This is a genomic window from Pseudomonas sp. B15(2017) (assembly GCF_002113215.1).
In the GTDB taxonomy this organism is placed as follows: domain Bacteria; phylum Pseudomonadota; class Gammaproteobacteria; order Pseudomonadales; family Pseudomonadaceae; genus Aquipseudomonas.
The window spans coordinates 266,147-290,751 of record NZ_NEJZ01000006.1; the positions used below are offsets into that span (position 1 = coordinate 266,147).

The 24,605-nt window shown below is 61.7% G+C and carries 8 protein-coding genes; 5 read left to right on the plus strand and 3 right to left on the minus strand.

Annotation, left to right across the window (positions count from 1 at the left end):
- Positions 1-25 precede the first annotated feature (25 nt).
- Complete coding sequence (locus CAF73_RS12105) at positions 26-1,378, minus strand: TolC family outer membrane protein (protein WP_085698122.1); 1,353 nt, start codon at positions 1,376-1,378, stop codon at positions 26-28.
- Between the two features lie 359 nt (positions 1,379-1,737).
- Here CAF73_RS12105 and CAF73_RS12110 point away from each other — a divergent pair, with 359 nt between their 5' ends.
- Positions 1,738-17,970 carry an immunoglobulin-like domain-containing protein gene (locus tag CAF73_RS12110; protein ID WP_085702813.1) on the plus strand — a complete coding sequence of 5,411 codons (16,233 nt, stop codon included), beginning with the start codon at positions 1,738-1,740 and terminating at the stop codon, positions 17,968-17,970.
- Between the two features lie 148 nt (positions 17,971-18,118).
- Complete coding sequence (locus CAF73_RS12115) at positions 18,119-18,457, plus strand: hypothetical protein (RefSeq protein WP_039773037.1); 339 nt, start codon at positions 18,119-18,121, stop codon at positions 18,455-18,457.
- Between the two features lie 128 nt (positions 18,458-18,585).
- Here CAF73_RS12115 and lapD read toward each other — a convergent pair whose 3' ends face one another.
- Positions 18,586-20,532, minus strand: coding sequence for a cyclic di-GMP receptor LapD (gene lapD / locus CAF73_RS12120; RefSeq protein ID WP_085702814.1), 1,947 nt, complete (start codon positions 20,530-20,532; stop codon positions 18,586-18,588).
- A 14-nt stretch (positions 20,533-20,546) separates the two neighbouring features.
- Complete coding sequence (gene lapG, locus CAF73_RS12125) at positions 20,547-21,239, minus strand: cysteine protease LapG (protein ID WP_007960234.1); 693 nt, start codon at positions 21,237-21,239, stop codon at positions 20,547-20,549.
- A 194-nt stretch (positions 21,240-21,433) separates the two neighbouring features.
- Between lapG and CAF73_RS12130 the strand changes: the two genes are divergently transcribed.
- The 3 genes from CAF73_RS12130 to CAF73_RS12140 all read left to right on the plus strand — a co-directional run bounded on the left by CAF73_RS12130 (position 21,434) and on the right by CAF73_RS12140 (position 24,596).
- A complete protein-coding gene (locus tag CAF73_RS12130) occupies positions 21,434-22,144 on the plus strand; it encodes a GntR family transcriptional regulator (protein WP_085697920.1) in 711 nt (236 codons plus the stop codon).
- A gap of 752 nt (positions 22,145-22,896) precedes the next feature.
- On the plus strand, positions 22,897-23,670 hold the full coding sequence (locus CAF73_RS12135) for a DUF3050 domain-containing protein (RefSeq protein ID WP_085697919.1): 774 nt from the start codon (positions 22,897-22,899) through the stop codon (positions 23,668-23,670).
- Positions 23,667-24,596 carry a diiron oxygenase gene (locus CAF73_RS12140; RefSeq protein WP_085697918.1) on the plus strand — a complete coding sequence of 310 codons (930 nt, stop codon included), beginning with the start codon at positions 23,667-23,669 and terminating at the stop codon, positions 24,594-24,596. Before CAF73_RS12135 ends, CAF73_RS12140 begins: the two co-directional genes overlap by 4 nt.
- The last annotated feature ends 9 nt before the right edge of the window (positions 24,597-24,605 follow it).

Below are 24,605 nucleotides of genomic sequence, written 5' to 3' on the forward strand. Positions count from 1 at the left end.
TCTTTAGCAGTTGAAAAGGGACAACTCAATTCATCCCAGGCAGCTGGACCTTGGGCTTCACGTCGTTCTGCACAACGGATGCCAAAGGTGCGACCACTCCCTGGCTCTTGAGCAATTCGCCCATGGTCGCCTTGATTCGGTACTGAGTAAATAACTGAATGTTTTTGATTTCAGCCAGACGGCGCGAAGCGGTGAACAACTCGTTTTCGCTGTCCAGCAAATCCAGCAGGGTACGTTCGCCGAGGCTGAACTGACGCTGGTAAGCGGTGCGCACCGCGGTGCTGTGATCAACGTATTGCTGAGCGATCGGCACCTGTGCATTGGCGTTGTTCAGGGCGTTCCAGGCCAGGCCAAGTTCTTCATTCAATTGACGCAAGGCGTTGTTGCGGATGTCCAGCGCCTGGTTCGACAGGTAGGACTTGGACTCCAGATCCGCCTTGTTGCTGCCGCCCGAATACAGGTTGAAGCGCATGCGCAGCATGGCCTGCCATTCATTGTTGTGACCGTTCTGGCCATCGAGATCGTTGTCGGCAGTGCGGCCCAGCTCGGCGTCGAAGCGCGGGTAGAAGGTCGACTTGGCGGTCTCGTACTGCTTTTCGGCAGCGGCGATATCGGACTCGGCCGAGCGCAGGATCGGGCTGTTTTCCAGCATCTGCTGGCGCGCTTCATTCAGGTTGGCCGGCATCATCGCCATGAACGGCGCCGGACGCTCCAGCTGATCGGGCATCTGGCCGACGGCGCTGAGGAAGTTGGTTTCCGAATCGGCGAGGTTGGTCTGCTCGGTGATCAGGTTGTTGCGGGCCTGGGCCATCCGCGCTTCGGCCTGGTCAAGGTCGGCACCGCTGCCGACGCCGCGCTGGGTGCGCAACTGGATCTGGTCGTAGATGCGCTGGTGGCTCTTGAGGTTTTCTTCGGCCAGACGCACGAATTCGCGACGGGTGAGCACGTCCAGATAAACCTGGGCCACGGTCAGCGCGGTGCGCTCGGAAGTGCCGAGCAATGAATAGGCGCGGGAGTTGACGGTGGCTTGTTGACGCCCGACTTCGCTGGACGTCGCAAAACCGTCAAAAACCATTTGCGAGAGACGTAAACTTGACTCGCTGCGGTTCAGGGTTTCCCAGTGATTGCCGCCACCATTGGCGCGGGTGGTCACACTGTCGGTGCCTTCACGGCCATAACCGCCCAGCAGATCAACTTTGGGCAGGTATCCACCTTTTGCAGCCTTTAACTGATAATCCGCGGCCAGTCGGCTGTTGACCCCTGCCTGGATTTCCGGATGGACATCCAACGCCTGTTGCATGGCTTCTGGTAAGGATTGTGCTTGTACGAAAGACGCGGCGAGAGCGAAGGGTAGAGCCTTGAACAGGTGCGAACGCATGGTAAAGATTTCCCAGAACTTCTTGTCTTGAATCACAGCAAAATGTCGAGCTGCGTCGGAAGATGGCAACCGGAATGACCGTATGTCGGAAAGTTTAAAACCGGAACTGGATCACACGCTGAAGGGCAGGTCGCCGCATAAATATCAATGTGACATTACCGGGGCGATTGTTTAGGATGGCTCCCAGAAGGTCAATAGTTTGGCATAAAGTTAATAGCGAAAGAATCTAGCCAATTTATTGACGAATAGCAGCGTCAACTTTGTTTCATTTTTTTTTAAAAGTACGTCCAGACTGAATCGGCACAGATCGCCATCAGGTCTATGGAAGTCAACTGAACGTGACACCCGGAGAGTCTTCAATGAGCAGTGTTGTTGCCATCGTCAAAAGCATTGTTGGTCAGGTTTTCGTGGTGTCCCCAGAGGGCGTCCGTCGCGTACTCGTTGAAGGCGACCGGCTGTTTGCTGGCGATCAGGTCGACACCGGCGTTTCCGGCGCCGTGTCCCTGGAACTGGCCGATGGCCGCACGATCGATCTGGGCCGTGACACTCAATGGAGCGCCGAGACCCCGGACTCCAGCACTGACCTGGCCGAAGCCACCGCGCAAGCCGCGCCGTCGGTTGAAGAGCTGCAACAAGCCATCGCCGCCGGTGTCGACCCGACAACCGCCCTTGAAGCCACAGCGGCCGGCCCGAGCGCCGCGGGGACTGGCGGTGCCGCCGGTGGCGGCCACAGCTTCGTGATGCTCGATGCGACTGCGGGCCGCGTCGACCCGACCATTGGCTTCCCGACTGCAGGCATCAACGCCGCCGGCCAGGTTGCCCAGGACACCACCGGTGGCCAGACCACCGACACCACCGCCAACGCCCTGCGCGAATCGACCCTGAGCCTCAGCGCCACGCCGACCATCACCGAAGCCGGCGGTGTTCTGGTCTACACCGCGACCCTGACCCAGGCGCCGCTGACCGACCTGACCATCACCCTGTCCAACGGCGCGGTGATCGTGATTCCGGCCGGTTCCACCACCGGCACCGTTAACGTGCCACTGGCACCGAACGACACTGTCTATAACGACCCGACCCAGATCGACGTGACGGTCACCGGCACTACCGGCGGCAGCGGCATCACCGTGACCCCGCCGACCACACCGGCCGTGACCCAGGTCACCGACACCATCGACACCACCACCGTCACCCTGACGGCGGGGCCAAGCGTGACCGAAGGCGGCCAGATCACCTACACCGCCACGCTGACCAACCCGGCGCAGACGCCGGTCACCGTCACGTTGTCGAACGGCTCGACCATCACCATTGGCGCCGGCCAGACCACCGGCACCGTCAACGTGCCGACCGCGCCGAATGACGTCTATAACAACGGCAGCACCGTCACCACCACCATCACCGGTGCCACGGGCGGCAACTTCGAAAACCTGGTGCCGAACCCGACACCGGCCGTTACCACGATCGTCGATTCGAAAGACACCACCGGCCTGACCCTGACTGCTACCGGCACCGTGGTCGAAGGTGGCCAGATCACCTACACCGCCACGCTGACCAATCCGGCGCAGACGCCGGTCACCGTCACGTTGTCCAACGGCTCGACCATCACCATCGGCGCCGGCCAGACCACCGGCAGCGTCAACGTGCCGACCGCGCCTAATGACGTCTACAACAACGGCGGCACCGTCAGCACCACGATTACCGGTGCTACCGGCGGTAATTTCGAGAATCTGGTGCCGAACACCACGCCGGCGACCACCACCGTTACCGATTCCATCGACACCACCAATCTGTCGCTGTCCGCGACCGGTTCCGTGGCCGAAGGTGGCTCGATCGTATACACCGCAACCCTGACCAATCCTGCCGGCACCCCGGTGACCGTGACGTTGAGCAACGGCTCCGTCATCACCATTGAAGCGGGCAAGACCACCGGAACCGTGACCGTTCCGGCGCCGGCCGATGACGTTTACAAGGACGCCGGCAAAGTCGAAGTCAGCATTACCGGCACCACCGGCGGCAACTTCGAGAACCTGGTGCCGAGCACTGTCCCGGCGGTTACTGAAGTCACCGACACCATCGACACCACAACAGTGAAGCTCACCGCGACCGAATCGGCAGCTGAAGGTGGCACCGTCACCTACACCGCTACCGTGGGCGCACCGGTGACTGGCTCGCCGGTGACTGTGACCCTGGCCAATGGTCAGCAAATCACCATCGAAGTCGGCAAGACCACCGGCACCGTCACCACCACCGCGCCGAATGACGCGCTGACTGGCAATCCGCCGCTGACCAACTCGATCACTGGCGTGACAGGCGGCAACTACGAAAACCTCGTGGCCGATAAAACCCCGGTTTCGACCACGATCACCGACACCGTCGACACCACCAACCTGACCCTGAGTGCTACTGGCACCGTGGCCGAGGGTGGTTCGATCGTTTACACCGCGACCCTGACCAATGCAGCCGGCTCGCCAGTCACCGTGACCCTGTCGAACGGCGCGGTGATTACCATCGAGGCCGGCAAAACCACCGGTACCGTGACTGTTCCGGCCCCTGCCGACGACGTCTACAAGGACGCCGGCAAAGTGGAAGTCACCATCAAGGATGCATCCGGCGGCAATTTCGAGAACCTCGTTCCGAGCACTGTCCCGGCGGTTACCGAAGTGACCGACACCATCGACACTTCGACCGTGAAACTGACCGCTGACACTTCGGTCGCTGAAGGCGGCACCGTCACTTACACCGCCACCGTTGGCGCACCGGTGACCGGCTCCCCGGTCACCGTGACCCTGGCCAACGGTCAGACCATCACCATCGAAGTCGGCAAGACCACCGGCAGCGTGACCACCACCGCACCGAACGATGTACTCAACGGCCACGCGCCGCTGACCAACTCGATCACTGACGTGAGCGGCGGTAACTACGAAAACCTCGTGGCCGACAAGACCCCGGTTTCGACGACTGTCACCGACACCGTCGACACCACCAACCTGACCCTGAGCGCGACCGGCTCCGTGGCTGAAGGCGGCTCGATCGTCTACACCGCGACACTGACCAACCCGGCCGGTACGCCGGTGACCGTGACCTTGAGCAACGGCTCGGTCATCACCATCGAGGCCGGTAAAACCACCGGTACCGTGACTGTTCCGGCTCCTGCCGATGACGTCTACAAAGACGCCGGCAAGGTTGAAGTCACTATCACCAATACCGCTGGCGGCAATTTCGAGAACCTGGTGCCAAGCACTGTTCCGGCCGTCACTGAAGTGACTGACACCATCGACACCACCACAGTCAAACTGACTGCGACCGAGTCGGCAGCTGAAGGTGGAACTGTCACCTACACCGCTACCGTCGGCGCACCTGTGACCGGCTCGCCAGTGACCGTGACCCTGGCCAATGGTCAGCAAATCACCATCGAAGTCGGCAAGACTACCGGCACCGTGACCACCACCGCACCGAACGATGCGTTGAACGGTCATGAACCACTGACCAACGCCATCACCAACGTCAGCGGCGGCAACTACGAGAACCTCGTAGCGGACAAGACTCCAGTGTCGACCACCGTGACCGATACCGTCGACACCACCAACCTGACCCTGAGCGCCACTGGCTCCGTGGCCGAGGGCGGTTCGATTGTTTACACCGCTACCCTGACCAATCCTGCCGGCACCCCGGTGACCGTGACGTTGAGCAACGGCTCCGTCATCATCATCGAAGCGGGCAAGACCACCGGCACCGTGACCGTTCCGGCTCCGGCTGATGACGTCTACAAGGATGCGGGCAAAGTCGAAGTCAGCATTACCGGTACCACGGGCGGCAACTTCGAGAACCTGGTGCCAAGCACCGTTCCAGCCGTCACCGAAGTCACCGATACCATCGACACCACCACAGTCAAACTGACTGCGACCGAGTCGGCAGCTGAAGGTGGAACTGTCACCTACACCGCTACCGTCGGCGCACCTGTGACCGGCTCGCCAGTGACCGTGACCCTGGCCAATGGTCAGCAAATCACCATCGAAGTCGGCAAGACTACCGGCACCGTCACCACCACTGCACCAAACGATGCGTTGAACGGCCATGCACCGCTGACCAACGCGATTAGCGACGTCAGCGGCGGCAACTACGAGAACCTCGTAGCGGACAAGACTCCAGTGTCGACCACCGTGACCGATACCGTCGACACCACCAATCTGTCGCTGACCGCGACCGGCACCGTGGCCGAGGGCGGTTCGATTGTTTACACCGCTACCCTGACCAACCCGGCTGGCACGCCGGTGACCGTGACCTTGAGCAACGGCTCGGTCATTACCATTGAAGCGGGCAAAACCACTGGCACCGTGACTGTTCCTGCGCCGGCCGATGACGTCTACAAGGACGCGGGCAAAGTCGAAGTGACCATCAAGGATGCGTCCGGCGGCAACTTCGAGAACCTTGTTCCGAGCACCGTCCCGGCTGTCACTGAAGTGACTGACACCATCGACACCACCACGGTGAAGCTGAGCGCCGATACATCGGTGGCCGAGGGCGGCACTGTCACCTATACCGCGACGGTCAGTGCGCCTGTGACCGGTTCGCCAGTGACTGTCACTTTGGCCAACGGCCAGACCATCACCATCGAAGTCGGCAAGACCACCGGCACCGTGACCACCACCGCGCCGAACGACGCGCTGAACGGTCATGCACCGTTGAACAACTCGATCACCGGCGTGAGTGGCGGCAACTACGAAAACCTCGTGGCTGACAAAACCCCGGTCAGCACCACCGTGACCGACACCGTCGACACCACCAATCTGTCGCTGACCGCGACCGGTACCGTGGCCGAGGGCGGTTCGATTGTTTACACCGCTACCCTGACCAACCCTGCCGGCACTCCGGTGACCGTGACGTTGAGCAACGGCTCCGTCATCACCATTGAAGCAGGCAAAACCACCGGCACCGTGACCGTTCCGGCTCCGGCCGATGACGTCTACAAGGACGCGGGCAAAGTCGAAGTGACCATCAAGGATGCAACCGGTGGCAACTTCGAGAACCTGGTGCCTAGCACTGTTCCGGCCGTGACCGAAGTCACCGATACCATCGACACGACGACCGTGAAGCTGACCGCGACCGAAACTGCTGCTGAAGGTGGCACCGTCACCTACACCGCGACTGTGGGCGCTCCGGTAACTGGCTCGCCGGTGGTCGTGACCCTGTCCAACGGTCAGCAAATCACCATCGAAGTCGGCAAGACCACCGGCACAGTGACCACCACGGCACCGAACGATGTGCTGAACGGCCACGCGCCATTGACCAACGCGATCACCAACGTGAGCGGTGGCAACTACGAGAATCTGGTTGCTGATAAAACTCCGGTCAGCACCACTGTGACCGACACCGTCGACACCACCAACCTGTCGCTCAGTGCGACCGGTACCGTGGCCGAGGGCGGTTCGATTGTTTACACCGCAACTCTGACCAACCCGGCTGGTACCCCGGTGACCGTGACCCTGTCGAACGGCGCGGTGATCACCATCGAAGCCGGTAAAACCACTGGCACCGTCACTGTTCCTGCGCCAGCCGATGACGTCTACAAGGACGCCGGCACCGTGGAAGCGACGATCAAGTCCGCGACCGGTGGCAACTTCGAGAACCTGGTGACCAGCAACACGCCAGCCGTGACCAATGTCACCGACACCATCGACACCACCACGGTCAAACTGACCGCGACCGAGTCGGCGGCTGAAGGCGGGACCGTTACTTACACTGCGACTGTCGGTGCTCCAGTCACCGGTTCGCCTGTGACCGTGACCCTGTCCAACGGTCAGCAAATCACTATCGAAGTCGGCAAGACCACCGGCACCGTGACCACCACTGCACCGAACGATGCGCTGAACGGCCATGCACCGCTGACCAACGCGATTACCGACGTCAGCGGCGGCAACTACGAGAACCTCGTAGCGGACAAGACTCCGGTCAACACCACCGTCACCGACACCATCGACACCACCAACCTGTCGCTGACCGCGACCGGCACCGTGGCCGAGGGTGGCTCGATCGTTTACACCGCGACCCTGACCAACCCGGCCGGCACTCCGGTGACCGTGACCCTGTCGAACGGTGCCGTGATCACCATCGAAGCCGGTAAAACCACCGGCACCGTCAGCGTTCCAGCCCCGGCCGATGACGTCTACAAAGACGCCGGCAAGGTTGAAGTCACGATCAAGGACGCGTCCGGTGGCAACTTCGAGAACCTGGTGCCGAGCACTGTTCCGGCCGTCACCGAGGTCACCGACACCATCGACACCACCACGGTCAAACTGACCGCGACCGAGTCGGCGGCGGAAGGCGGCACCGTCACCTACACCGCCACCGTCGGCGCACCAGTCACCGGTTCGCCGGTGACCGTGACCCTGGCCAACGGTCAGCAGATCACCATCGAGGTCGGTAAAACCACTGGCACCGTCACCACCACCGCACCGAACGATGCACTCAATGGTCACGAACCGCTGACCAACTCAATCACTGGCGTGAGCGGCGGCAACTACGAAAACCTCGTGGCCGACAAAACCCCGGTCAGCACCACCGTGACCGACACCGTCGACACCACCAACCTGACCCTGAGCGCGACGCCGGAAGTCAACGAAGGTGGCCAGATCACCTACACCGCGACCCTGACCAACGCCGCCGGCACCCCGGTGACCGTGACGTTGAGCAACGGCGCCGTGATCACCATCGAGGCCGGCAAAACCACCGGCACCGTGACCGTCGACGCACCGAAGGACGACGTCTACAAGGACGCCGGCACCGTTGAAACGACCATCAAGGGCGCCACTGGCGGCAACTTTGAAAACCTGGTCACCAACACTGCCCCGGCGGTCACCACCGTTCACGACACCATCGACACGTCCACCGTGTCGCTGACCGCTACCGCCAACGTCGCCGAAGGCGAAACCGTGGTCTACACCGCGACCGTGACCGCGCCAGTGACCGGTTCACCGGTCGTGGTGACCCTGTCCAACGGCCAGACCATCACCATCGCCGTGGGCGAAACCACCGGCACCGTGAACTTCGTCGCGCCGAACAGCCCGCTGGCGGGCGGCAGCTCGCTGAGTGTGACCATCGACAAGGCCACCGGTGGCAACTACGAAAACCTGACGGTCGACAGCAAACCGGCCAACACCTCGGTATCGGATACTGTCGACACCACCAACCTCAACCTGACCGCCACCGACTCGGTGGCCGAGGGTGGTTCGATTGTCTACACCGCGACGCTGACCAACCCGGCCGGCACCCCGGTGACCGTGACCCTGTCGAACGGTGCAGTGATCACCATCGAAGCCGGTAAAACCACCGGCACCGTGACCGTTCCGGCGCCAGCCGATGACGTTTACAAGGATGCCGGCAAAGTCGAAGCGACCATTTCGACCGTCACCGGTGGCGGTTTCGAGAACCTGGTGCCGAGCACCGTTCCGGCCGTGACCAACGTCACCGATACCATCGACACCACAACGGTGAAACTCACCGCGACCGAAACCGCTGCTGAAGGTGGCACCGTCACCTACACCGCGACTGTTGGTGCTCCGGTGACGGGTTCTCCGGTTACCGTGACCCTGGCTAATGGTCAGCAAATCACCATCGAAGTCGGCAAGACCACCGGCACCGTGACCACCACCGCACCGAACGATGCGTTGAACGGTCACGCACCGCTGACCAATGCGATCACCGGCGTAACCGGCGGTAATTACGAGAACCTCGTTGCCGACAAGACCCCGGTTTCGACCACCGTCACCGACACCGTCGACACCACCAACCTGACCCTCAGCGCCACCAACTCGGTTGCCGAGGGCGGTTCGATCGTTTACACCGCGACTCTGACCAACCCGGCCGGCACCCCGGTGACCGTGACGCTGTCGAACGGCGCAATCATCACTATCGAAGCCGGCAAAACCACCGGCACTGTGACTGTTGCCGCACCTGCCGATGACGTTTACAAAGACGCCGGCAAGGTTGAAGTCACGATCAAGGACGCAACCGGTGGCAACTTCGAGAACCTTGTTCCGAGCACCGTGCCAGCCGTAACGGAAGTCACCGACACCATCGACACGACGACCGTGAAGCTGACCGCGACCGAAACCGCTGCTGAAGGTGGCACCGTCACCTACACCGCAACCGTGGGTGCGCCTGTCACAGGTTCGCCTGTGACTGTGACCCTGGCCAATGGTCAGTCGATCACCATCGAAGTCGGCAATACCACCGGTACCGTGACCACCACCGCACCGAACGATGCGTTGAACGGTCACGCACCGCTGACCAACGCGATCACCGCCGTGACTGGCGGCAACTACGAAAACCTCGTCGCCGACAAAACGCCGGTTTCGACCACCGTCACCGACACGGTCGACACCACCAACCTGACCCTCAGCGCCACCAACTCGGTTGCCGAGGGCGGTTCGATCGTTTACACCGCGACTCTGACCAACCCGGCCGGCACCCCGGTGACCGTGACGCTGTCGAACGGCGCAATCATCACTATCGAAGCCGGCAAAACCACCGGCACTGTGACTGTTGCCGCACCTGCCGATGACGTTTACAAGGACGCCGGTACTGTTCAGGCAACCATCACCAACGCCACCGGTGGCAACTTCGAGAACCTTGTTCCGAGCACCGTGCCAGCCGTAACGGAAGTCACCGACACCATCGACACGACGACCGTGAAGCTGACCGCTTCCGAAACTGCGGCCGAAGGTGGCACCGTTACTTACACCGCGACCGTGGGCGCGCCGGTGACTGGCTCGCCGGTGGTCGTGACCCTGTCCAACGGTCAGCAAATCACCATCGAAGTCGGCAAGACCACCGGCACAGTGACCACCACGGCACCGAACGATGTGCTGAACGGCCACGCGCCATTGACCAACGCGATCACCGGCGTAACCGGCGGTAATTACGAGAATCTGGTCGCCGATAAAACTCCGGTTTCGACCACCGTCACCGACACCGTCGACACCACCAACCTGACCCTCAGCGCCACCAACTCGGTTGCCGAGGGCGGTTCGATCGTTTACACCGCGACCCTGACCAACCCGGCCGGCACGCCGCTGACCGTGACGTTGAGCAACGGCGCCGTGATCACCATCGAAGCGGGCAAGACCACCGGAACCGTGACCGTTCCGGCTCCGGCCGATGACGTCTACAAAGACGCCGGCAAAGTCGAAGTCACCATCAAGGATGCAACCGGTGGCAACTTCGAGAACCTGGTGCCTAGCACTGTTCCGGCCGTGACCGAAGTCACCGACACCATCGACACCACCACGGTCAAACTGACCGCGACCGAGTCGGCGGCTGAAGGCGGGACCGTTACTTACACTGCGACTGTCGGTGCTCCAGTCACCGGTTCGCCTGTGACCGTGACCCTGTCCAACGGTCAGCAAATCACCATCGAAGTCGGCAAGACCACCGGCACCGTGACCACCACTGCACCGAACGATGCGCTGAACGGCCATGCACCGCTGACCAATGCGATCACCGGCGTAACCGGCGGTAATTACGAGAACCTCGTTGCCGACAAGACCCCGGTTTCGACCACCGTCACCGACACCGTCGACACCACCAACCTGACCCTCAGCGCCACCAACTCGGTCGCCGAGGGCGGTTCGATCATCTACACCGCAACGTTGACCAACGCCGCCGGCACTCCGGTAACTGTGACTCTGAGCAACGGCGCCGTGATCACCATCGAGGCCGGTAAAACCACTGGCACCGTGACGGTTCCGGCCCCTGCCGATGACGTCTACAAGGACGCCGGCACCGTGGAAGCGACGATCAAGTCCGCGACCGGTGGCAACTTCGAAAATCTGGTGACCAGCACGGTTCCTGCGGTGACCCAGGTCACTGACACCATCGACGCCACCACGGTGAAACTCACCGCGACCGAGTCGGCGGCTGAAGGCGGGAACGTTACGTACACCGCGACCGTGGGTGCACCTGTCACCGGCTCGCCAGTGACCGTGACCCTGTCGAACGGTCAGCAAATCACCATCGAAGTCGGTAAAACCACCGGCACCGTGACCACCACGGCACCGAACGATGTGCTGAACGGCCACGCGCCATTGACCAACGCGATCACCAACGTGAGCGGTGGCAACTACGAGAATCTGGTTGCTGATAAAACTCCGGTCAGCACCACCGTGACCGACACCATCGACACCACCAACCTGTCGCTCAGTGCGACCGGTACCGTGGCCGAGGGTGGCTCGATCGTTTACACCGCGACCCTGACCAACCCGGCCGGCACCCCGGTGACCGTGACCCTGTCGAACGGCGCGGTGATCACCATCGAAGCCGGTAAAACCACTGGCACCGTCACTGTTCCTGCGCCAGCCGATGACGTCTACAAGGACGCCGGCACCGTGGAAGCGACGATCAAGTCCGCGACCGGTGGCAACTTCGAAAATCTGGTAACCAGCACGGTTCCTGCGGTGACCCAGGTCACTGACACCATCGACACCACCACGGTGAAACTCACCGCGACCGAGTCGGCGGCGGAAGGCGGGAACGTTACGTACACCGCGACCGTGGGTGCACCTGTCACCGGCTCGCCAGTGACCGTGACTCTGTCGAACGGTCAGTCGATCACCATCGAAGTCGGCAAGACCACTGGCACCGTAACCACGACGGCGCCAAACGACGTGCTGACTGGCCACGCGCCGCTGACCAACGCCATCACCAACGTGAGCGGTGGCAACTACGAAAATCTGGTCGCCGACAAAACCCCGGTTTCGACCACGGTCACTGACACCATCGACACCACCAACCTGTCGCTGACCGCGACCGGCACCGTGGCTGAAGGTGGCCAGATCACCTACACCGCAACCCTGACCAACGCCGCTGGCTCGCCAGTCACCGTGACCTTGTCGAACGGCGCAGTGATCACCATCGACGCCGGCAAAACCACCGGTACCGTGACTGTTCCCGCGCCAGCCGATGACGTTTACAAAGACGCCGGCACCGTTCAGGCCACGATCAAATCGGCTACCGGCGGCAACTTCGAAAACCTGGTGACCAGCACCACGCCAGCGGTGACCAGCGTCACCGACACCATCGACACCACCACCGTGAAGCTGACGGCGACCACGACAGCGGCCGAGGGTGGCACCGTCACCTACACCGCCACCGTGGGTGCACCGGTAACCGGCTCGCCAGTGACCGTGACCCTGTCGAACGGCCAGCAAATCACCATCGAAGTCGGTAAGACCACCGGCACCGTCACCACCACCGCGCCGAACGATGTGTTGAATGGTCATGCGCCACTGACTAACGCAATCACTAGTGTAAGTGGCGGCAACTACGAGAATCTCGTTGCCGACAAGACCCCGGTTTCGACCACCGTCACCGACACCGTCGACACCACCAACCTGTCCTTGAGCGCCACCAATTCGGTCGCCGAGGGCGGTTCGATCATCTACACCGCCACACTGACCAACGCTGCTGGCACTCCGGTGACCGTAACGTTGAGCAATGGCGCCGTGATCACCATCGAGGCCGGTAAAACCACTGGCACCGTGACGGTTCCAGCCCCAGCCGATGACGTCTACAAGGACGCCGGCACCGTGGAAGCGACGATCAAGTCCGCGACCGGTGGCAACTTCGAAAATCTGGTGACCAGCACGGTTCCTGCGGTGACCCAGGTCACTGACACCATCGACACCACCACGGTGAAACTCACCGCGACCGAGTCGGCGGCTGAAGGCGGCACAGTCACTTACACCGCGACTGTCGGCGCGCCAGTGACCGGCTCGCCAGTCACCGTGAACCTGTCCAATGGCCAGACCATCACGATCGAAGTGGGCAAGACCACCGGTACCGTGACCACCACCGCGCCGAACGATGCGCTGACTGGCCACGCGCCGCTGACCAATGCGATCACCGGCGTAACCGGCGGTAATTACGAGAACCTCGTTGCCGACAAAACCCCGGTTTCGACCACGGTCACTGACACCATCGACACCACCAACCTGTCGCTGACCGCGACCGGCACCGTGGCTGAAGGTGGCCAGATCACCTACACCGCGACCCTGACCAACGCCGCTGGCTCGCCAGTCACCGTGACCTTGTCGAACGGCGCAGTGATCACCATCGACGCAGGCAAAACCACCGGTACCGTGACTGTTCCTGCGCCAGCCGATGACGTTTACAAAGACGCCGGCACCGTTCAGGCCACGATCAAATCGGCTACCGGCGGCAACTTCGAAAACCTGGTGACCAGCAACACGCCAGCGGTGACCAGCGTCACCGACACCATCGACACCACCACCGTGAAGCTGACCGCGACCGCAACAGCGGCCGAGGGCGGCAATGTTGTCTACACCGCGACTGTCGGCGCGCCGGTGACCGGTTCGCCAGTGACCGTGACCCTGTCCAACGGCCAGACCATCACCATCGACATCGGCAAGACCTCCGGGACCGTCACCACCACCGCGCCGAACGACGTGTTGAATGGTCATGCACCGCTGACCAACTCGATCACCAACGTCAGCGGCGGCAACTACGAAAACCTCGTCGCCGACAAGACGCCGGTCAGCACCACGGTGACCGACACCATCGACACCACCAACCTGTCGCTCAGCGCGACCGGCACCGTGGCCGAAGGTGGTTCGATCACCTACACCGCAACCCTGACCAACGCCGCCGGCACCCCGGTGACCGTGACCCTGAGCAACGGCTCGGTAATCACCATCGAGGCCGGTAAAACCACTGGCACCGTGACCGTTCCGGCACCGGCCGACGACGTCTACAAAGACGCCGGCACCGTTCAGGCAACGATCACCAACGCCACCGGTGGCAACTTCGAAAACCTGGTCACCAGCACCACGCCAGCGGTGACCAACGTCACCGACACCATCGACACCACCACTGTCAGCATCACCGGCAGCACTTCGGTGACCGAAGGCCAGACCGCCAGCTACACCGTCAGCCTGAACCACCCGGCGCAGACCGAAGTGACCCTGAAAATCGTCTACAGCGGCACCGCCGCCGACGGTTCGGACTTCACCGGCGTGTACACCGTGAAGATCCCGGCAGGCGCCAGCAGTGCGCAGTTCAACGTCGCCACCATCGATGACAAGATCACCGAAGGCACCGAGAACTTCGTGGTCAAGATCGACTCGGCCACCGGTGGCAACTTCGAAAACCTGGCGGTCAGCAGCACCAATGGCAGCGTCAGCACCTCGATCATCGACAACGATGCACCGCCGGTCATCGACCTCGACGCCAACAACTCCAGCGGTGCAACGGGTGCCGACTACAAGGTGACCTTCACCGAGAACACCCCGGGCGCAGGTGTGTCGATCGCCGACACCGATATCAAGATCACCGACCCGGACAGCACCATGCTGACTGGCGCCACCGTCGTGCTGACCAACCGTCAGGACGGCGATGCGCTGAACCTGGGCAACAGCGTCAACGGCATCACCATCAATGCCAACAGCACCAATGGCACGATCACGCTGACCCTGTCGGGCAATGCGACGCTGGCCGACTACATGCAGGCCATCAAGAACATCAGCTTCACCAACAGCAGTGAAGACCCGAGCACCGTGCCACGGATCATCACCGTGACCGTGACCGATGGCGGCAACTACTCCAACGTCGCGACCACCACGGTCAATGTGGTGGCGGTCAACGATGCGCCGGTCGCTGCACCGGTCAACGTCACCGGCACCGAAGACACCCCGCTGGTCCTCGGCTGGTCGACCTTCGGCGTCAGCGACGTCGACAGCCCGGCCAGCAGCCTGGGCGTGAAAATCACCCAGCTGCCGGGCGAAGGCAAACTGCAGTACCTGGACGGTTCGACCTGGAAAGACGTCGCCACCAACCAGACCTTCAGCAAGGCCGACATCGATGCCGGCAAGCTGCGTTTCTTGCCGGATGCCAACGAGTCGGGCGTGAACGGCTACGGCGGCACCGGCCTGGGTAACAACCAGGCTGACTACGCACAAATCAAGTTCCAGCCAACCGACGGCCAGTTGCTGGGCAATACCGGCACCGTGAAGATCGACATCACCCCAGTGGCGGATGCACCGACCCTGTCGGTCGCCGACAACAGCGTGAAGTCCACCGGCCTGATCAAGGAAGTCTGGACCGGTCTGTCGGGCCTGGGCACCGACGGCAGCGGCGCGAACCCGAACACTCTGAAAAACGTGATCGACGGTGCCGGCAAACCGAACACCAGCGGCACCGTGAACAACGTGCAGTCCGATGGCAGCGTGACCGCCGGCACCGCGTCGAAAACCTCGGGCCTGATCTATCTGGAAGCCGGCAAGACCTACACCTTCAGCGGCACCGGTGATGACAGCCTGCTGGTGACCATCGGCGGCAAGAGTGTGGCGTCCACAACGTGGGGCGCGGGTGGCAACCTCAACGGTTCGTTCACCCCGACCACCAGCGGCTACTACACCCTGGACATCTACCACCACAACCAGAGCGGCCCGGGCAGCTACGACGTCAACCTGTCGGTCAACGGCAGCACGCCGATCGACCTGAGCAGCGCCGGCGTACCGATCTACACCGGCGTGCAGGATCTGGTGAATGCCGGCGTGACCGTCTCCGATCTGCACGGCAGCAACGGCGAAGGCTATTACGACGGCTACAAGCTCAACACCGGCGCCGAAGGCACCACCGTGAAACTGTCGGCGATCAGCACCGCACTGACCGACACCGACGGCTCGGAAACCCTGAGCATCAAGATCAGCGGCGCACCGGTCGGCTCGGTGCTCAGCGACGGCGCAGGCCACAGCTTCACCGTGACCGCCACCAGCGGCGACGCCAACGTCACCGGCTGGAACCTCGGCAGCCTGACCGTGACCCCGCCGACCTACTACAACGGCCAGTTCAACCTGACCGTGACCTCGACCTCCACCGAACAGGTCGGCGGCTCGGCCAGCACCACCGCGACCATTCCGGTCACCGTGGTGCCGGCAGTCTACAACGCGGTAGTCGCCACCTCGGCCGACGACAACGTCACCGGCACCGACGGCAACGACATCATCGTCGCCGACATCGGCGGCCTGACCGTGGTGCCGGGCACCAACTACAACATCGCGTTCATGGTCGACAGCTCGGGCAGTATGAGCACCTCGTCGATCAACGCGGCCAAGGACTCGCTGACGTCGGTGTTCAACACTCTCAAGCAGAGCATGGGCAACAACTCGGGGACGGTGAACATCTTCCTGGTGGACTTCGATACCCAGGTCAACAAGTCGGTGTCGGTGAACCTCAACGACCCGAACGCGCTGACCAAGCTCAAGGCTGTGCTGGACTCGATGACCTCCGGCGGCGGCACCAACTACGAAGACGTGTTCAAGGCTACGGCCAACTTCTTCCAGAGCGCCGAAGCCGTGGCTAACACCGGGGCGAAGAACCTCACGTACTTCATCACCGACGGTCAGCCGACCTACTACCAGAGCGGCGAACAGACCAACCCGACGCTGTACGGCAACGTGAAGCTCGACGACGTGGTGAAGACCAGCAACTACAAGCTGGGCGACAGCTTCAGCACCTACATCGACAGCACGCACTACCTGACCATCAGCACGGCGGGTGCCGTGGTCCTGCAGACGTACAAGAACGGCAGCTGGAACTGGAGCAACGTGGGCACCATCCACGCCCAGGGCGACGGCACCTACGAGCTGTCGAGCCTGGCAGGCTCCGGCAGCAGCACCAGCCAGGCCACCACCGACAACGCCAACAGCGCCTTCGCACTGCTGGGCAACCTGTCCAATGTGGAAGCCATCGGGATCAACAGCGGTGTCAGCCTCAACGACCTGAAACCGTACGACACCGATCACAACCCGCAAACCAACATCGATCCGAAGGACCTGGCCAACTCGATCATCGGCCATACCGAAGCGACGATGCCGGGCAACGACACCGTCAGCGGTGGCGACGGCAACGACATCCTGTTCGGCGACCTGGTGAGCTTCAACGGCATTGCCGGCGAGGGTTATCAGGCGATGCAGGCCTTCGTGGCCAAGGAAACCGGGGTCGACGTCAGCAAAGTCACCACCAGTAACGTGCACCAGTACATCACCGAGCACTATCAGGCGTTCGATGTGTCCGGTGCCCATGACGGCAACGACACGCTACTGGGTGGCGCGGGTAATGACATCCTGTTCGGCTCGGGCGGCAACGACCTGCTCGACGGTGGCAAGGGCAATGACATCCTGCTCGGCGGTACCGGCAACGACACGCTGATCGGTGGTCAGGGCAACGACATCCTGATCGGTGGTTCGGGCGCCGACACCTTCGTCTGGAAAGCAGGTGACACCGGCAACGATGTGATCAAGGACTTCAACGCCAGCGAAGGTGACCGTATCGACCTGCGCGACCTGCTGCAGGGCGAGTCCGGCAGCACCATCGACAACTTCCTGAAGATCACCACGGTCGACGGCGTGTCGTCGCTGCAAGTCAGTTCGGCGGGCAAGTTCAACTCCGCCGATGCGGCTGCCGCCACACCGGACGTGACGATCAAACTGGAAGGCAACAACTGGTCCACTGCCAACATTCACAACCTGATTGCCGGTAGTGATCCGACCATCAAGGTCGACCACAACAACAGCTGATGCGTGAACAAAACGGCCGCCCCAATGGGGCGGCCGTCACGTTTGCGTCTTTCTTCCCGGTGACGATTGCGTCGCCGCACCGCATACTCGCGTGCAGTTGGCTATGCTGCTGACAGCATGACGCTGGTCCATTTCCGAGGGATGCTCAATGTTTTACGTGCAACGCGATGCGCAGGGTCAGTTGATTCGCGTGGAAGCTGCGGCCTACGCCGAGGCCACGGAAACGCTGCCGGCCGACCACCACGAAATCCAGGCCTGGTACGCCAACGAAGCCGTGGAGAACAGCCTCAAACAGCTCAAGCAGAGCGACCTGGAAATGATCCGGGTACTCGACGACCTGATTCAGGTACTGACCCAGAAAGGCGTGATCCGCGTCACCGACCTGCCGCCGGCGGCCCAGGCCAAGTTGATGGACCGGACTCAGGCGCGGGAAGCGCTGGGTGGGTTGAGTCAGTTGATCGATGAGGATGAGGGCGGGTTGATCTGATCCAGGATCTTCGGTGACTGGACGGGCCCCTTCGCGAGCAAGCTCGCTCCCACAGGAGGTATGTATACCCAATGTGGGAGCGAGCTTGCTCGCGAAGGCAGCCTTAGCGGCGACGCAATTCTACAGCCTTAACGCCAGGGTTTTGGCTCACCGAACAATTGCCCCTGAACCCCATACAACCCCATCTCGCGAATCACCGACAATTCCCCTTCCGTCTCGACCCGCTCGGCAATCAGCGGCAGATCAATGCTGTGCGCCGCACGCTGGATCGCTTCGATGAACAGGCGCTTGTCGCTTTCCTGATCGATCGCCCGAATGTAGCTGCCATCGATCTTCAGGTACGCCAGGCCCAGCCGCGCCAGGTTACCGATCATGCTGAAGCGCCCGCCGAAGCGCTGCAGGCTCAGGGAGAAACCAAGTTCGCGCAGGCGGCGGGTCAGCTGTTCGAGCACCGCTTGTTCCGGCAGTTGTTCCTCGCCGATTTCCAGGGTCAGGCGCGGCCCCAGATTGGAATGCGAGCGCAGAATCTCGAAGACTTTGTTCAGCGCCTGCGGATCGGCCAGGGTCGCCGAAGACAGGTTCAGGGCCAGGGATTCTTCATGGTCGGCCATCTGCTCCAGCACGCGCTCGAGCATCAGACGGTCCAGCCGCGCGGTCCAGCCGAAGCGCTCGAGCCAGGGCAGGAAACGCCCGGCGGGGATGGTCTGGCCCTGCTCGTCGAGCAAGCGCGACAGCACTTTGTAATGCAGCACCAGTTGCGTGTCCTGTGCCGCCACCACCGGTTGGAAGAACAGCTCGAAGCGCCGCTGGTTCAGCGCCTGATCGAGCAAGCGATGCCAGGCGTGGTGATCGTCACCGACATCCGCCACCAGGCTCTGATCGAGGCACGCCCAGTTCTGCTCGCCCTGCCCTTCGGCCTGGGCCAATGCCTGATCGCCGAGGCTGAGCACCGCTTGCGGTGAATCGCCATGAGCGAACGGCGCCAGGCCGATAGAGGCCACGGCGGCCACGTCGGTGGCGCCCGTCGCGTGCAGGCTGCTCAGCGCGCTGTCGAGGCTTTGCGCCAGTTGCAGCGCTTCTTCGCGGGTCAGCCCCGGCGCCAGCACGGCGAATTCACCACCACGAATCCGGGTGACGAGATTCTGGGTTTCCGGGTATTTGGCGCACTCGCGGGACAGTTGCTCGCCGACCGCTTTCAACAATTCATCGGTGCGCTGACCGCCAAGGCGCTGGTTCAGCCCGGCCAGATCCTTGACCCGCAACAGCAGCAGATAACCGGAACTGGCCTGCTCCGGGTTGCTCACCCGCGCATTCAGCTGCATCTCGAAATAACGCCGGTTGGCCAGCCCCGTGAGGTTGTCCTGATAGGACTCGGTGCGCAGTTTTTCACTGCGCTCGGCCTGCTCCTGAAACAGCGCCTTGAGCTTCTCGACCATCTGGTTCATCGCCAGCACCACGCGGCGCAATTCAGGCGTGCGCGGCAGGTCCGGCAGGCTGAGGAATTCGCGGCGGGCAATGGCGTGGGATTGCTTGACCATGTAATCCAGCGGCTTGAGTTGCCGACGCAGCAACAGCGCGCCCAGCACCGCACTCACCGCACCACAGACCAGCAACCAGCCGAGGCTGCCGAGTGCGCTCTGCCAAAGCTTGGCCACGGCGAACATCGGGTGGCTGACCACCTCGACCCGCGCCGCCTGCTCCCAGCCACGGCTGACCAGCGCATCGCCACCGGCCGGTTCAAGGCCAATCAGTTTGACGAACCAGTCCGGCACGTTGGTGACCGCCGGAATGCCATTGCGCTCGACGATGGTCTGGTCGGTCTTCAGGTCGACCACGCGGATGCTCGAGTAATAACCGCTGTCGAAGATCGAACTGACCAACAGCTCGACCATCGCCGGGTCGTCGATGTTCGGCGTCAACGACAGCGCCAGCGCCGTGGCCGCATCCTGGGCGTGGGAGCGCAACTGGTTGACGTACTGGGTGCGCGAGCTCTCCAGACTGACCATGAAGCTGCCGGTGAAGGCGACCACCAGGAACAGACAGATTGCGATCAACAGCTGTTTGAACAAAGACATCTGAGCGCGTGCTCCTAGTTAGTCGTCTCGACCGGGAATCCTTCGGCCTGCATTTTCTTCAACACATCCTGCCAGCGTGACAGGCGTTTGGTGTCACCGACCTTCTTGTTGCCCTTCGCTCCCGGCAGGTACAAACCCTCGGCATTGAAAGAGTAGACCGGCAGCAAATCGGTTCGCTCGGCGGCCGGCTTGATCGGGTCGATCAGGCTGTCGAGCACCAGCGGCATGGCGTCAGGGCTGGAATAGTAAGTCAGGACCATGTGCGCGCGGTTCTGGCGCAGGGCCTTGACGTAGGTGATGCGCAACTTGTCACTGGCCACACCGAGGTGGCGCAGGCTGAAATACTTGGCGATCGCATAGTCTTCGCAGTCGCCGGCGCCTTTCCACAAGGCTTCGATGGGAGTTTCCCAATAATCGACCTCGTGCCACAGATCGATGTCTTCGACGTAGCGCATCTGTTTGTTGAAAAACAGGTTCACCACTTTGAGCTTTTCCATCTCGCTGACCTGCTTCTGCGTGGCCAGCAGATTCTGCCAGGCATCGATCCGCTGCTGCCCGGCGCCCAGCGGTCCGTACAGCGCCGTGGCCTTGCGGCTGATCGCGGAAAAATCCCAATCGGCATGCAGGCCGCCCAGCATGATGCCGGCCAGCAGCAGCGCGCAGGCAAGCCAGCGCGCAATCCGTGGGATCGCGAAACGTACCGCCAATGCAAGGCATCCAGGGCAGAGAAGAAAGCGCTTGATGGTGAAGGTTAGTCCAGCAAAAAACAATGGCACCCTGAGATCATCGCTGGCGCGCTAAACTTCAGGTGTATCAGGGTTCCTCTACGCGGTTTGACAACCTGTAGAGCAATCACTAGTGTCCTTTGGATCCAAATATCGCAGTCATAGGGTGTGCAGTTGTGACCCAGAAGCCCAAGCCACTCCACAGCATCAAAGTCGACGGCCCGATTCCCGCGCATCTGGCGCGCTCGGTCATCGAAGAAACCCTGCGCGCCGCCATTCTCGACGGTCGCCTGCCCTGCGGAACCGCCGTGCGCCAGCAGGATCTGGCCGACCTGTTCGGCGTCAGCCGCATGCCGGTACGCGAAGCCTTGCGTCAACTCGAGGCCCAGGGCCTGCTCAGCGTGATTGCCCACAAGGGCGCCGTGGTGGCGCCATTGATCCAGGGCGATGCAACGCAAACCTACGAGCTGCGCATCCTGCTGGAGTCTGAAGCGCTGCGTCAGTCGATCCCCTTGTTGACCCCGGCCGATCACGAACGCGCGGCCGGCTACATCGAAGAGTTGGAAGTCGAACACGACTACACCGAAATCGGTCGGCTCAACCGTCTGTTTCACATGGCGCTCTACAGCAAGGCGCCCAATGGCCGGCTGTTGCGGCTGGTGGAAGACGGCTTGAATGAAGAGGAACGCTTCCTGCGTTTCAACCTCGAGGCCATGGGCCTGGGCAAACTCTCCCAGGACGATCACCGTGCGTTGTTGCAGGCCGTGATAGATCGTGACACCCCGCGTGCCGTCACACTGCTGGAGCAGCACCTCAATCGCGGTGTCGAGGTGATCACTCGATACCTGGCGAGCACCGCCTCTAATGATCGCCAGGCGGCACGCTGAAAATCCGCCCGGGTGAGCCCTCGCTTACCCGGCGTATAACCCGCTTACAAATCCCCACGCCGGTCACGCTCAATTGCTGTGGCACTTCGGCGCCTGCGCTCTAACCTCCCTCCTGCTTTGAACAGCCCGGAATTTGCACCGCAAAGGAAGTCATTTTCGACGATAGCCGCGGCGCCGATTTACGCGCACCCTTGAATCGCCAACCCAATATAGAACGGGGACGCGCCGCCCCGGCAGCAGTCCCCGCACCAGGAACCTACGGAAGGAGCCTTGTCACGGGATCAGGAAGAACGGCGCCGTTACAGTCCGACTTCATCCCCTCATATTCATTCAATTACTCAATTGGAAAGTTGCTTCGAGTGAGGCATTCACTCTTGTCGTTCAATTTTGGCCATTAAACGCCGAAAGGAGTAACTACGCCCAAATAAAACTTAACTTATAAGTTTTATCAGACCCACTCATACTTCAAAAACAGCCAACTAAAAATAATTGAAAATAAACTTGTTAAGTTGTTTTGCGATGTATTAGTTTTTCTTCGCCGAGTTTGGATCCGAAATGAAAAACCCGGCACAACCTTGCACTACGGCCTCGGTTGCGACGGTTTGACCGTCCGCTGCTGTCTTGGGCCCTTCAGACATTGCCTGCTTTCATCGAAACCGAATGAGGCTGTCGTTCGCCTGGAGAAACTTGTTCAACGCCATTAGCAATTGATTGAGCAATCCCTATTCCCTATTAGCCAGAGTCTCGCAACCATGCCAACAAAAGAGCAACTTACACTAAAGAAAGCCGAACTCAGCGTTCATCCGATCTTCACCGAAATAGATTCTTTGAAGACATTACGCCGGTTCATGGAATCCCATGTATTTGCCGTCTGGGACTTCATGTCGCTGACCAAGCGTCTGCAGCAGGAACTGACTTGCACTCGCCTGCCGTGGTTGCCGCCGCGCGATCCGCACGCAGCAAGACTGATCAACGAAATCGTGCTCGGGGAAGAATCTGACGATCGGCTGTCACACGGGCATTACAGTCACTTCGAACTGTACCTCGATGCCATGCGCGAAGTCGGTGCGGACACGACAGCGGTGGAGCGCTTCGTGACGCTGCAACAGGAGGGCGTCAGTTACGACGTCGCCCTGCAAAGCGTCGAAGTAGATCCGGCGGCGGCGCGGTTCGTCTGTGACACCTTGCACACCGCGCTGCATGCACCCGGTCACAGCGTTGCCGCTGCCTTCCTGCACGGTCGCGAGAGCGTGATCCCGACCATGTTCCAGCGCATGCTCGATGCCTGGGGCATCGGCGTCGAACAGGCGCCGACCTTCCGTTACTACCTCGAACGGCACATCGAGGTCGACTCGGAAGACCACGGCCCGGCCGCCGAACAACTGCTGGATCGACTGGTGGATGGCGATCCGCAGCGCGAAGCCGAGGTTTACGCCAGCGCCATCGCCGCCGTGGAAAGCCGCATCGCCCTTTGGGACGGCCTGCGCCTGAGCATGCGCGAACCGCTGGTGGAGGTGGCCCAATGAACGCCGCCGACTACCAGTCTTTCGCCGATGCCTGGGAAAGCCGCGCGACCATTCGCACCCGGCCGCGCCGCGTGCTGGAGGATGACGCGCGGCTGATCTATCCGCTCAGCCGCCAGCCGTTGGTGCTCAGCGAAACCTTCCTGCGCGAATGCCCCGAACAGCGTGATTTCGCTCTGGTGCAGACGCTGTACAAATTCATCAACGACGTGGTGATTTTCGAAACCGAGATCGTCGACAAGACCGCCCGCAGCATCGCCAAGAACCGCTTCGCCGTGCCCTTCCCGTTCGCCTGTCGCTACGACGCCATGACCGTGGTGGTGGACGAGGATTACCACGCGCTGGTGGCGATGGATTTCATGCAGCAGACCGTGGCCATGACCGGCATCGAGCCGATCGAGCTACCGAATGAAATCGAACTGAGCCGGGCAATTCCCGCCGCCGTCGAACTGGCTCCGGAACACCTGCGCAGCGCCGTGGAACTGATTTGCGTAGCCATCGCCGAGAACACCGTGACCGGCGATGTCGCGGCGTTCGCCCGGGACGACACGGTCAAGCCTTCGATCAAGGGTCTGATGGCCGATCACTTGCTCGACGAGGGCCGACACTCGAGTTTCTGGGCGCGGATGGTGCGCATCTACTGGCACACCGCGAGCGATGCGGATCGTCAATGCATCGCGCAGATCCTGCCGGTGTTCATCGGCCATTACCTGACCAACGACATTCAGAAGTCCTTCGACCTGCGCCTGATCGACGCCCTGCCAGTCAGCGAGGCAACCCGTCGCGCACTGAAAGACGAGATGGCCGGGTTGGCCTTCCCGATCAATCGTCACCACCCGCTGGTGGGCAACATCGTGCGGTTCTTCCACAACAGCTCGCTGCTCGACACACCGTGCGTGCAGCACGCCCTGCGCGACTACCTGGTTTGACAAGGAGGC

Bases quoted from the DNA above. Each gene is read 5' to 3' on its own strand.
- CAF73_RS12105 (WP_085698122.1), bottom strand. From the start codon at position 1,378: ATGCGTTCGCACCTGTTCAAGGCTCTACCCTTCGCTCTCGCCGCGTCT.
- CAF73_RS12110 (WP_085702813.1), top strand. From the start codon at position 1,738: ATGAGCAGTGTTGTTGCCATCGTCAAAAGCATTGTTGGTCAGGTTTTC.
- CAF73_RS12115 (WP_039773037.1), top strand. From the start codon at position 18,119: ATGTTTTACGTGCAACGCGATGCGCAGGGTCAGTTGATTCGCGTGGAA.
- lapD (WP_085702814.1), bottom strand. From the start codon at position 20,532: ATGTCTTTGTTCAAACAGCTGTTGATCGCAATCTGTCTGTTCCTGGTG.
- CAF73_RS12135 (WP_085697919.1), top strand. From the start codon at position 22,897: ATGCCAACAAAAGAGCAACTTACACTAAAGAAAGCCGAACTCAGCGTT.
- CAF73_RS12140 (WP_085697918.1), top strand. From the start codon at position 23,667: ATGAACGCCGCCGACTACCAGTCTTTCGCCGATGCCTGGGAAAGCCGC.